Here is a 10,839-nt window from a genome sequence, read left to right on the forward strand (position 1 = left end):
GCGCCGCGGCCTTCGCCGCCGAGGCCGTCGAGCACGGCTTCCCGGAGGCGACCGCCAACGACTACGCCGCGGTCCTCGCCGACCCGCGGGTCACCGCGGTCTACATCTCCACCGTGCACACGGGTCATGCCGCGCTCGTCCTGCAGGCGCTCGAGGCCGGCAAGGCCGTGCTCTGCGAGAAGCCGCTCGCCGTCAATCACGGCACGGCGATGGCCCTGGTCGACGCCGCCCGCAGCGCCGGTCTGCCGCTGGTCGAGGCGTACATGTACCGCTTCCACCCGCAGACCGCCGCGCTGCTCGAGCTCGTCCGCGACGGCGCGATCGGCGACGTCGTGCACATCGACGCCTCCTTCTCGTTCCGCACCCCGTCCCGCGAGGGCCGCCTGTACGACGTCGCGACGGCCGGAGGAGGCGTCCTCGACGTCGGCGGATACACCGTCACCGCCGCGGCGGCCGTGGTGCAGGCCGCGACCGGTGCCGCCGTCGCGGAGCCCGTCGAGTTCGACGCGAAGGGCAGCCTCGGCCCGACCGGCGTCGACGAGTGGAGCGTCGCCCGCGCGACCTACCGGGGCGGCATCACCGCCACCCTCCGCACCGGAGTGGCGCTCGACGACGTGAACGCCCTCACGATCCACGGGACGCGCGGCCGGCTGCACGTGGCCGACCCGTGGTTCGGTGCGTCCGACGCGGGCATCGAGATCAGCGTCGTGGGGGAGGAGCCGCGCATCCTCACGTTCGAGGGGGAGAGTCCCTACGCGCTCGAGGCGGATGCGACGACCGACGCCCTGGCGGCCGGATCCGTCGAGGCGCCGCAGATGACGCTCGAGGAGACGCTCGCGACGTCCCGCACGCTCGACCGCTGGCGCGCCGCGATCGGCCTGCGCTTCCCGTTCGAGGCCGAGACCGCGGACATCCCGACGGTGTCCGGACGGCCGCTGCGCGCGGCGTCGGACACCCCGATGCTCTTCGGCGAGATCCCCGGCGTCGGCAAGCGGATGTCGCGGCTCGTGATGGGCGTCGACAACCAGCCGGATCTGGCGCACGCCTCGGCGATCTTCGACGCGTTCGTCGAGCAGGGCGGCACCGCCTTCGACACCGGCTACATCTACGGCGACGGCGAGATGGAGGGCCGCTTCGGACGGTGGATCCGCAACCGCGGCATCCGCGAGGACGTCGTCGTGATCACCAAGGGCGCGCACACCCCCTACTGCGACCCGGAGTCGCTCTCCCGGCAGCTGCTCGAGAGCCTCGAGCGGCAGGGCACCGACTACGCCGACATCTACCTGATGCACCGCGACAACCTCGAGGTGCCGGTGGGGGAGTTCGTCGACGTGATGGACGAGCACCAGCGCGCCGGGCGGATCCGCGCCTACGGCGTCTCGAACTGGACGCCGGCGCGCTTCGACGAGGCGCAGGAGTACGCCCGCACTCACGGGCGGGCCGGGTTCCAGGCGCTGAGCGACCACTTCGGCCTGGCCGAGGCGTACGACGTGCCGTGGGAGGGCTGCGTCCACGTCACCGACCGGGCGTCGAAGGAGTGGCTGGTCGAGCGGCAGATCCCGCTGCTGCCGTGGTCCTCGCAGGCCCGCGGCTTCTTCACCGGCCGCGCCCGCCCGGACGACACCAGCGACGCCGAGCTGGTGCGCTGCTACTACGGGCCGGACAACTTCGAGCGACTGCGGCGGGCCGAGGAGCTGGCGGCCGAGCACGGTGTCGGAGCGACGGCGATCGCGCTGGCCTACGTGCTCGCGCAGCCGTTCCCCACCTTCCCGCTCTTCGGGCCGCGCACGATCACCGAGCTGCGCTCGTCGATGCGCGGCCTGTCGATCGAGCTGACTCCGGAGCAGACGGCATGGCTCGACCTCCGCGCCTGAGCGGTGCCGAGGCCGGCGGCCGCGCGACGATCCACGACGTCGCGGCCGCCGCCGGGGTCTCCCGCCAGACCGTCACCCGCGCGATGAACGGCATGCCGGGCATCAGCGAGGAGACGAAGCGGCGGGTCCTCGACGCCGCGGAGCAGCTGTCCTACCGCCCGTCGCGGTTCGGCCGCGGCCTGGTCACCGGCGGCGAGCACCAGCTCGGGCTCGTCGTCGACGACCTGCGGAATCCGTGGTCGCCGGAGCTCGCCTCGGCCGTCGTCCGGGTCGCGGCGGCGCGGGGCTGGAACGTGTCGCTCGCGGACGTGGGCCTCGCCGCCGACTCCGACCGGATGATCCAGGCGCTGGGCGCGCAGACCGACGCGGTGATCGGCACCTTCGGCGATCGTGCTGCGGAGTGGATCGAGCGGCTCGGCTCCGTGCCCGTCATCGAGCTCGACCCGACCGGCGATCCGCTGCGCGCCGCGGTGCTGCTCGACCACTCCGAGGCCGTCGAGGCGCTGGCCGATCATCTGGCGGGATCGGGCGTGAGGCGCCCGGTGGTCGTCGACGTCTCGCGAGATGCCCGGCCGAGCCGGCGAGCCGAGCTGCTGATCCGGGCCTTCTCCGCGCGCGGACTCCAGGCCTCCGTCGTCCGCGCCGAGGGCCCCACCGCCCAGGCGGCCGCGGACGCGACCGAGCGGATCATCGCCCGGCCCCGGGTCGCCGACGCGATCGTCGCGTTCAACGACCTCTGCGCGCTCGGCGTGCTCTCCGCCTGCCGTCGGGCGGGCGTCGACGTGCCCGGCGACGTCCGGGTGGTCGGCATCGACGGCCTCTCGATCGGGCGGCTCCTCGCACCGACGCTGACCACCCTCGCCGTCGACCTCGACGAGCTCGCGCGGCACGCCCTCGACCTCGCGGTCGCCATGATCGCCGGCGAGCTCCCGCGGGGCGGCCCAGACGTCCACCGCACCGTCCGTCACCAGCTGGTGCTCCGCGAGTCGGCCTGATCGCCCGCCGATCGCGCGGACGGACTCGCCCGCGTGCGCGGCGCGGATCTCCTCGCCAGCGGCTCGATACTCAGCCGGGCGATCCGGTCACCGGTCCGCGAGCTCGTCCAGCGCCGCGAGGATCTTCCTGCGGTCGCGGTGCAGCTTCCACCAGCTGACCGTGTGGCGAGCGGTGATCAGGCCGAGCTCCACCAGGTCGCGGAGGCCCTCCTCTACTCGCCGCCCGCTCGCTCCCCGAATTCCACGAGCTTCGCGAACAGGTCCTCGATCAGCCAGCGGGTGTCGAACGCCTCGCAGACCCGGATCGTGTGCGGCCCTGCGTCGGGCAGGAGCTCGCCGTCCGCGGAGAACCGCGGCGCGCGGCGCTCCCGCCAGCGTCCGCCGGCGGGGTTCATCACGGCGCCGATGGCCGGGCTGTCGCCCAGCGACCGGAAGTCGAGCGGCCCGTACGGGATGGTCTCGTTGAACGCGATCAGCTGGTCCACCAGGTAGTCGCTGAGGGGGCTGGTTCCGCGCAGGCGCGTCCGCAGCTCGGCGTGCCCGACTCCGACTCCGGAGTAGACGGGCATCGGGATCTGCCAGAGGGCGATGCCCGACTCGAGGACGCGGTTCGCGGCGTCGACGTCGTTGATCAGGTTGAACTCGGGGCTGTAGGCGGAGATCTCGTCGTAGGGCGGGCCGCCGACCCAGACGACCACGACGTCGCGGGAGGCGATCGACGGCTCGAGCAGGAGAGCTGCGGCGACGTCGGTCAGCGGCCCGAGCACGGCGATCCACAGCCGGCCCGCGTCGCGCAGGGCCTCCGCGACGATCAGGCGGGCGCCGTCGGATGCCGTCGCGGGCAGGGCCGACTCGGCGCCGTCGACGACGGTCACCGTCGATCCCGCCAACTCCAGGATGCGGTCGATCTCGGCGCGCGACTCCGGCATGCTCCCCGGCCGGCCGAAGTGCGCCGCGACCAGACCGCGGACGTCGAGGGTCTCGGTCAGCAGCGCCTGGATGATCGCGAACTGGTCGTCGGCCTCGTTCGCGGCGTCGGTGCTGACGATCAGGCGGTGCGGGGGAGGCGGGGTCATGCGGACTCGCGCTGCACGAGGGTCGTCGCGAGGATCGGCTGCCGGTCGACCGGGCGGCCCTGCACGACGGCGACGACGGTCTCGGCGGCGACGCGGCCCATGTCCTCCAGGGGCTGCCGGATGGTCGTGAGGGTCGGATCCGAGGTGGTCGCGATGACGACGTCGTCGAAGCCGATGACGGAGACGTCGGCGGGGACGCGGCGTCCGGACGCCTGCAGCACGCGGATCGCGCCGTTGGCCATCAGGTCGGAGGAGGCGAAGACGCCGTCGAGGTCGGGGTGGCGCTGCAGGAGACGCGCCATCGCGGCGGAACCGCTCTCGAGGGTGAACTCGCCGTGCACGATGGGGCTGGAGTCGAGGCCGAGCTCGGTCAGCTCGTCGCGCCAGCCGCGGATGCGGTCGCGGGCAGGCTCCATGTCGTGCGGGCCGGCGATGATGCCCAGGCGTCGGCGGCCGGAGTCGGCGAGCGCGCGGGCGGCGAGGCGGCCGCCTCCGTAGTTGTCGGAGTCGATGACGATCGCGTCCTCGGGCAGGGCGACGCGCGGGCGGCCGACCCAGGCGATCGGCACGGGGGAGTCGGCCAGCGCCTGGGCGAGGTGGGTGATCTCGTGCTGGAGGATCACGATCGCGCCGTCGACGGCCCGCGAGCGGAGGAAGCGGGGGATGCGGTCGCTGTCGTCGTGGTCGGCGGGCAGCAGCACGGGCTGCACCTCGCCGGCGTACAGGCCCTTCGCAGCGCCCTTCAGCACCGAGGTGAAGAACGTCCCGGTGAGGCTGTCGAGCTCGTTGAAGGCGACGATCAGGGCGATGGCCCCGGCCCGCCCGCCGCGGAGCATCCGGGCGGCGCTGTTCGCCTCGTAGCCGAGGGACTTCGCGGCGCGCTCGACCGCGGCGGTCATCCGGACGTCGACATTGGTGCCGCCTGCGAGCACCCGGGCGGCGGTGGCGCGCGAGACGCCCGCGGCCTGGGCGACGTCCACCAGCGTGGGTCGAGTCATGCTGCTTCCTTCTGCGAGGGGAGGTTCCGGCTTCCGCGCCTCCCCGCGGAGCACGGTGGGGAGAACGTCGGAGTGAAGACTCGCACGGGGCGGCGGGTGGCCGTCCGGAACTGCTCGATTTGCGAAACTTCCCTTTGATACTAGGCGGAGATCGTTATCTCGCGGAGACCGGTTCTCGCTTGCATCGTGCTCGCGGGCGGGTTAGGTTGGCCGCCAAGAGATCGTTCTCTGAGGCCCGCCCTCACCGAAACCCTGCGAATCCCCAACGAAGAGGAATTGTCGTGAAAAGAAGCCTGACGGCCGTAGCCGCCGCAGCAGCAGTAGTCGCGCTCACCCTGACCGGGTGCTCGTCCGGAGGGGGAGGAGGCGCCTCGGACGACCCGAACGCCGAAGCCACCTTCTGGTCCTTCACCGGCATCAACGCCAAGGACAGCGTCGACGAGTACCTCGCGAAGATGCCCGACGCGAAGATCAAGCTCTCCGAGGTCGGCAGCACGACCGAGACCGCCACCGCCCTCACCGCGGCACTCGCCGGCGGCAAGGTGCCCGACCTGGTCATGATCCAGAACGACGACCTGCCCCAGTTCGTCGCCAACAGCTCGAACTTCCTCGACCTGCGCACCCTCGGCGGCGACGACGTCGCCTCGACCTACCTCCCGTGGGCCGCCTCCGCCGCGACCGCCGACGACGGCTCCGTCGTGGGCGTCCCGACCGACGTCGGCGGACTGGGCTTCGCCTACCGCGCCGACCTCTTCGAGCAGGCCGGCCTGCCGACCGAGCCCGACCAGGTCGCCGAGCTCTGGAAGGACTGGCCGTCCTTCATCGAGACCGGCAAGAAGTACACCGAGGCGACCGGCAAGCCGTTCGTCGACAACATCGAGACCAGCGTCTTCTTCTCGACCGTCAACCAGGTCTCGGAGAAGTACTACTCGCCCGACGGCGAGCTGGTCTACGACACCAACCCGCAGGTGAAGGACGCGTTCCAGGTCGCCGTGGACACCAAGGACGCCGGCATCAGCGCCGGCATCGCCGCCTGGTCCTCGGGCTGGGCCCCGGGCCGCGCGAACGGCGCCTTCGCCGTGACGATCGCCCCCTCGTGGATCCTCGCCGGCATCAAGACCGACGCCCCCGACACCGCCGGCAACTGGCGCGTCACCAGCGTCCCCGGCATCGGCGGCAACTGGGGCGGCAGCGTCATCGCCATCCCCGCCCGCGCCGAGCACCCCGAGGCCGCCTGGCAGTACATCAAGACGATGATGTCGGCCGAGGGCCAGACCGACCACTTCAAGGCCTCGGGCACGCTGCCCGCCGCCACCGAGGCGGTCGCCAGCGAAGAGGTCCAGTCGTACACCGACCCGTTCTTCGGCGACTCGAAGATCGGCGAGGTCATGGCCACCTCCGTCGAGCAGTTCCCGTCCTTCTACAACGGACCGGACACCACCCCGATCAACGGGGCGCTCCTCAACACCCTCGTCGAGCTGGAGGCCGGCAACGTGACCTCCGACAAGGCGTGGTCGACCGCACTCGACACGGCCAAGCAGGCCATCGGCGGCTGATCGCCCCACCCACCCGAGCGGCCCGGCGCCTCGCGCGCCGGGCCCCTCCCCCCTTTCTCGACGGAGGTACTCCCGTGTCAACGGTGACAGCAGCACCACCCCGCAAGCAGCGCAAGCAGCCCAGCGCGCCGGTCCAGAAGGCCGCGCGGATCCGCAACTCCCTCTCGGAGCGGATCGCCCCCTACGCGTACGTCGCGCCCTTCTTCATCATCTTCATCGTCTTCGGGCTCTTCCCGCTCCTGTTCACGTTCTACGTCTCGCTCTTCGACTGGAACCCGATCGGCGAGCAGACCTTCGTCGGCATCGCGAACTTCCAGCAGCTCTTCGCCGACTCCCGGTTCTGGAACGCGCTGGTCAACACCTTCGGCATCTTCATCATCTCGACGGTGCCCCAGCTGCTGTTCGCCCTCTTCCTCGCGCACCTGCTGAACCACGCCCGCCTCCGCTGGGCGAACTTCTTCCGCATGGCGCTGCTGGTGCCGTACATCACCTCCGTCGCGGCGACCGCGATCGTGTTCGCGCAGATCTTCGACAAGAACTTCGGCCTGATCAACTGGTTCCTCGGCATCTTCGGACTGCCGTCGATCAACTTCCTCGCCACGAACTACGGCTCCTGGATCGTCATCTCGACGATGGTCTTCTGGCGCTGGTTCGGCTACAACACGCTCCTCTACCTGGCGGGCCTGCAGTCGCTGCCCCGCGAGATGTTCGAGGCGGCCTCCGTCGACGGCGCGTCCAGCTGGCAGCAGTTCCGCCACCTGACGATCCCGGCGCTGCGCCCGATCATCGTCTTCACCGTGATCATGTCGACCATCGGCGGTCTGCAGATCTTCACGGAGGCGCTCCTGGTGGCTCCCGAATCGGGCCTCACCTGCGGCGCCGGCCGGCAGTGCCAGACGCTGGCGCTCTTCCTCTACGAGCAGGGCTTCGGCCAGTTCAAGTTCGGCTACGGATCCGCCATCGGCGTCGTGCTGTTCGTGATCGTGGTGCTCGTCTCCCTCCTCAACTTCTACCTCTCCACCCGCACCCGGAAGGAGGCCGTCTGATGTCGGATGTGATCGACCAGGCCGTCCCGCAGACGCTGGCCCCCACGGTCCAGAAGGCACAGCTGCCGAAGCGGCGCGGGAAGGGCGGCGGAGTCGGCTGGCCGACCTACGTCTTCCTCGTGATCGCGGTGCTCGTCTCGATCTTCCCGCTCTACTACATGTTCGTCGTCGCGTCGGTCGGAGCGACCGCCGTCACGTCGATCCCGCCGCGCCTGTACCCGGGCACGAACTTCATGGCGATCGCCGAGAAGGTGTTCGACACCGTCCCGTTCATCGCCTCGATGCTGAACAGCCTCATCGTGTCGCTGAGCATCGCCGTCATCTCGGCGATCCTCTGCGCGATGGCCGGCTTCGCCTTCGCGAAGCTGCAGTTCCCGGGCCGCAACGTGCTGTTCCTGATCGTGCTGCTGACCATGACGGTGCCGGCGCAGCTGAGCATCATCCCGCAGTACCTGATCATCTCGGCGCTCGACTGGGTCGACACCCTCCAGGCGATCATCGTGCCGGGCCTGGCCAGCGCCTTCGGCATCTTCTGGATGCGGCAGCACATGTCCACGACGGTCAGCGACGAGCTGATCCAGGCGGCCCGCATCGACGGCGCCAACTCGTGGCAGCTGTTCTGGCGCATCGCCTTCCCGGTGGTCCGCCCCGCGGCGTTCGTCCTCGGGCTGATCACGTTCACCGCGGTCTGGAACGACTTCATGTGGCCGTTCATCGTCCTCAAGTCGCCGGAGCTGTTCACGGTGCAGATCGCGCTGAAGCAGCTGCAGGCCAACCGCTCGATCGACGTCGCCCTGGCGATGGGCGGATCGTTCATGGCCACCCTCCCGCTGCTGATCGCGTTCTTCTTCGTCGGCCGCCGTATGGTGTCCGGGATCATGGACGGGGCGTTCAAGGGCTGATGCACGACGCTTCCCCAGCACTGCCCGGGACGGACGCCGCGCGTCCTCCCGGGCGGGACTGGCGGGACCGCGCTCTGCCTCCGGCCGAGCGCGCCCGCCTCCTGACCCAGGAACTCACCCTCGAGGAGAAGGCGGCGCAGCTCGGCTCCGTCTGGCTCACCGACTCCGCCGACGACTTCGCCCCGAAGCTCGACGACGGGCCCGCCGCGGGCGACGACCTCTTCACCGGCGGCCTCGGCCAGCTGACCCGCGTGTTCGGCACCGAGCCGGTCAGCGTCCCGGAGGGCGTCCGCCGGCTCCGCGAGCTGCAGGAGCGCGTGGTCGCCGGCAGCCGCCTCGGCATCCCGGCCATCGCGCACGAGGAGTGCCTCACCGGCCTGGCCGCGTACGGCGCGACCGCGTTCCCCACTCCGCTCGCCTGGGCGGCCACCTTCCACGAGGAGCTCGTGGGCGAGATGGCGGAGGCGATCGGCTCGGACATGCGCGCCCTCGGCATCCACCAGGGCCTCGCCCCGGTCGTCGACGTCGTGAAGGACTACCGCTGGGGCCGCGTCGAGGAGACCCTCGGCGAGGACCCGTACCTGGTCTCGCAGCTCGGCGCCGCCTACGTGGCGGGGTTGGAGGGGACCGGCGTCGTCGCGACGCTGAAGCACTTCGCCGGGTACGCGGCCTCCCGCGGCGCCCGCAACCACGGACCCGTGAGCATGGGGCCGCGCGAGCTCGCCGACACGGTGCTGCCTCCGTTCGAGGCAGCTCTGCGGCACGGCGGCGCCCGCAGCGTGATGACGTCGTACACCGACATCGACGGCGTGCCCAGCAGCGCCAGCCGGCACCTGCTGACGACGCTGCTCCGCGACCGCTGGGGCTTCGAGGGCACGGTCGTCGCCGACTACTGGGCGGTGCCGTTCCTCCAGGCCATGCACCACGTCGCGGTCGACGCGGCCGACGCGGGGCGCCTGGCGCTGCACGCCGGGGTCGACGTCGAGCTGCCGCAGACGGCGGCGTACGGCGAGCTGCCGCGCCTGATCCGCGAGGGCGTCGTCGACGAGGCCGACCTCGACCGCTCCGTGGCCAGGCACCTGCGCCACAAGTTCGAGGCGGGCCTGCTCGACGGCGGCCCGCTGGTGCCCGAGGGAGCCGAGGACGTCGACCTCGACAGCGCACGCAACCGCGCGATCTCGTCGCGGATCGCGGAGGAGTCGGTCGTGCTGCTGCGCGACGAGGACGTCGCGGGGCTGCTGTCCTCCGGCTCGCTCGCCGTCGTGGGACCGGCCGCGGACCAGTTCCGCAGCCTGGTCGGCTGCTACGCGTTCCCCAACCACGTGCTCTCCAAGCACCCCGGGCACGACCTCGGCCTGTCGATCTCGACGGTGCTGACGGCGCTGCAGGAGGAGTTCGGAGCGTCGCGCGTGCGCTTCGCGGAGGGCGGCTCGATCACCTCCGCGTCGACCGACGGCGTGCAGGAGGCGGTGGACCTCGTCCGCGGCTCCGACGCGGCGGTCGTCGTGGTCGGCGACATCGCGGGGCTCTTCGGCGACGGCACCTCGGGCGAGGGCTGCGACGCGGCCGACCTCCGCCTCCCCGGAGCGCAGGAGCCGCTGGTGACGGCCGTGCTCGAGACCGGCGTGCCCACCGTGGTGGTCGTCCTCTCGGGCCGGCCCTACGCGCTCGGGGCGTTCGGAGCGGCGCGCGGACTCGTGCAGGCGTTCTTTCCGGGAGCGGACGGGGCGGCTGCGGTCGCCGGCGTGCTCTCGGGCCGCGTGGCTCCGACCGGGCGGCTGCCCGTGCAGATCCCGCGGCTCCCGTCCGCGTCGACCACGTACCTGCAGCCGTCGCTCGGGCTCTCGAACCCCGGGATCACGGCGCTGGACGCGACTCCGCTCTACCCGTTCGGCTACGGGCTGACCCGCGGCGCGGTGACGTACACGGAGCTGGCGACGGCGGCGGAGCTGCCGGTCGGCGGATCGCTCGACGTGGCGGTATCGCTCCGGAACGACGGCGCCGACACGGTCGAGGTGGTGCAGCTCTACGCGGGCTACCCGACCTCGGCGGTGGTGCGGCCGGTCGCGCAGCTGATCGGCTTCGCGCGCGTGCCGATCGCGGCGGGCGAGACGATGACGGTGCACTTCCACGTCGACGCGGCCCGGCTCGCGGTGACGGGGGAGGACGGCCGGCTCGCCGTGGACCCGGGGCCGCTGCGGCTGACGGCCGGCGCCTCGGCGGCGGACGCGGCGGTGACGGCGGAGGTGTCGATCACGGGGGAGCGGCGGTTCCTCGCCGAGCGGGCGCTGCGGACCCCCTGGTCGGTCGCGCGGGGCTGAGCGGTCGGCGCCTCAGGGGGGAGGCGCCGACCGCTCGCGGGGGCGCGCCGGCGGTGCCGACGGTGCCGGCC

The 10,839-nt window shown here is 71.9% G+C and carries 8 protein-coding genes; 6 read left to right on the forward strand and 2 right to left on the reverse strand.

Features of this window, described 5'->3' with window-relative positions; all coding sequences use genetic code 11:
* Positions 1–1,874 (forward strand): aldo/keto reductase (locus tag C5D09_RS16565; RefSeq protein ID WP_104269805.1); only part of this gene is annotated, 1,874 nt, incomplete at its 5' end.
* Positions 1,853–2,869 carry a LacI family DNA-binding transcriptional regulator gene (locus tag C5D09_RS16570; protein ID WP_104269806.1) on the forward strand — a complete coding sequence of 339 codons (1,017 nt, stop codon included), beginning with the start codon at positions 1,853–1,855 and terminating at the stop codon, positions 2,867–2,869. The genes C5D09_RS16565 and C5D09_RS16570, both read left to right, overlap by 22 nt.
* 212 nt (positions 2,870–3,081) lie before the next feature.
* Here the strand turns inward: C5D09_RS16570 and C5D09_RS16575 are convergent, their stop codons facing one another.
* The gene (locus tag C5D09_RS16575) at positions 3,082–3,945 is read right to left on the reverse strand and encodes a nucleoside hydrolase (protein ID WP_104269807.1); all 864 of its coding nucleotides are present in this window, start codon (positions 3,943–3,945) and stop codon (positions 3,082–3,084) included.
* A complete protein-coding gene (locus tag C5D09_RS16580) occupies positions 3,942–4,943 on the reverse strand; it encodes a LacI family DNA-binding transcriptional regulator (RefSeq protein ID WP_104261720.1) in 1,002 nt (333 codons plus the stop codon). Before C5D09_RS16580 ends, C5D09_RS16575 begins: the two co-directional genes overlap by 4 nt.
* A gap of 281 nt (positions 4,944–5,224) precedes the next feature.
* Between C5D09_RS16580 and C5D09_RS16585 the strand changes: the two genes are divergently transcribed.
* From C5D09_RS16585 to C5D09_RS16600, 4 genes are all read left to right on the forward strand, one after another.
* Positions 5,225–6,499, forward strand: a complete 1,275-nt coding sequence (locus C5D09_RS16585) for an extracellular solute-binding protein (protein WP_104226495.1) — start codon at positions 5,225–5,227, stop codon at positions 6,497–6,499.
* Positions 6,500–6,582: 83 nt separating this feature from the next.
* The gene (locus tag C5D09_RS16590) at positions 6,583–7,545 is read left to right on the forward strand and encodes a carbohydrate ABC transporter permease (protein ID WP_104224677.1); all 963 of its coding nucleotides are present in this window, start codon (positions 6,583–6,585) and stop codon (positions 7,543–7,545) included.
* On the forward strand, positions 7,545–8,447 hold the full coding sequence (locus C5D09_RS16595) for a carbohydrate ABC transporter permease (protein WP_104269808.1): 903 nt from the start codon (positions 7,545–7,547) through the stop codon (positions 8,445–8,447). The genes C5D09_RS16590 and C5D09_RS16595 overlap by 1 nt, the downstream gene beginning before the upstream one ends.
* Entirely contained in the window at positions 8,447–10,768 is a 2,322-nt protein-coding gene (locus tag C5D09_RS16600) for a glycoside hydrolase family 3 N-terminal domain-containing protein (protein WP_104269809.1), read from the forward strand. The genes C5D09_RS16595 and C5D09_RS16600 overlap by 1 nt, the downstream gene beginning before the upstream one ends.
* The last annotated feature ends 71 nt before the right edge of the window (positions 10,769–10,839 follow it).

It is taken from the genome of Rathayibacter sp. AY1C9 (assembly GCF_002932315.1).
In the GTDB taxonomy this organism is placed as follows: Bacteria; Actinomycetota; Actinomycetes; order Actinomycetales; family Microbacteriaceae; genus Rathayibacter.

What these genes read in the sequence shown, in the direction of transcription:
- C5D09_RS16570 (WP_104269806.1), top strand. Translation starts at nt 1,853, where the DNA reads ATGGCTCGACCTCCGCGCCTGAGCGGTGCCGAGGCCGGCGGCCGCGCG.
- C5D09_RS16575 (WP_104269807.1), bottom strand. Translation starts at nt 3,945, where the DNA reads ATGACCCCGCCTCCCCCGCACCGCCTGATCGTCAGCACCGACGCCGCG.
- C5D09_RS16580 (WP_104261720.1), bottom strand. Translation starts at nt 4,943, where the DNA reads ATGACTCGACCCACGCTGGTGGACGTCGCCCAGGCCGCGGGCGTCTCG.
- C5D09_RS16595 (WP_104269808.1), top strand. Translation starts at nt 7,545, where the DNA reads ATGTCGGATGTGATCGACCAGGCCGTCCCGCAGACGCTGGCCCCCACG.
- C5D09_RS16600 (WP_104269809.1), top strand. Translation starts at nt 8,447, where the DNA reads ATGCACGACGCTTCCCCAGCACTGCCCGGGACGGACGCCGCGCGTCCT.